This is a genomic window from Xanthomonas sp. LMG 12460, assembly GCF_009192895.1.
Classification (GTDB): domain Bacteria; phylum Pseudomonadota; class Gammaproteobacteria; order Xanthomonadales; family Xanthomonadaceae; genus Xanthomonas_A; species Xanthomonas_A sontii.
In genome coordinates this window covers 1-725 of the sequence record NZ_NKUH01000173.1, presented here as the reverse complement: position 1 = coordinate 725, position 725 = coordinate 1, and the positions used below count along the sequence as shown (strand labels likewise).

At 68.3% G+C, this 725-nt stretch carries 1 protein-coding gene; it reads right to left on the bottom strand.

The annotated features are described in order from the left end of the window. Positions 1–725: peroxidase family protein (locus CEK66_RS20260; RefSeq protein WP_304951744.1), on the bottom strand; the 725-nt coding region annotated here is incomplete at both ends.

Sequence of the window (725 nt, the reverse complement as noted above, 5' to 3'; positions counted from 1 at the left end):
TGCCGCCGCTCTGCGCGCCGTTGAACTGCGCCTGGATGTCCTCCAGCGTGGCCAGCACCTGTGCCAGCTGCGCCGGCTGGTTGACTTCCCAATCCTTCTGCGGGGCCAGGCGAATGCGCGCACCGTTGGCGCCGCCGCGCATGTCCGAGCCACGGAAGGTGGAGGCCGCGGCCCAGGCGGTGGACACCAGTTGCGCCACGCTCAGCCCGGAGTCGAGCAGGGTCTTCTTCAGTGCGGCGATATCCTGCGCGTCGACCAGCGGGTGGTTCACGGCCGGGATCGGGTCCTGCCACAGTAGTTCTTCGGCCGGCACGTCCGGGCCGAGGTAGCGCGCACGCGGGCCCATGTCGCGGTGGGTCAGCTTGAACCAGGCGCGGGCGAAGGCGTCGGCGAACTGTTGCGGGTTCTCCAGGAAGCGGCGCGAGATCTTCTCGTAGGCCGGGTCGAAGCGCAGCGCCAGATCGGTGGTGAGCATGGTCGGCAGGTGCTTCTTCGACGGGTCGTGCGCGTCCGGAATCACCGCCTCGGCGTTCTTGGCCACCCACTGGTGGGCGCCGGCCGGGCTCTTGCTCAGTTCCCAGTCGAACTTGAACAGGTGCTCGAAGAACTCGTTGGTCCACTGCGCCGGCTTGGTGGTCCAGGTGACTTCCAGGCCGCTGGTGATAGTGTCGCCGCCCTTGCCGCTGCCGAAGCTGTTGGACCAGCCCAGGCCTTGGCTCTCCAGG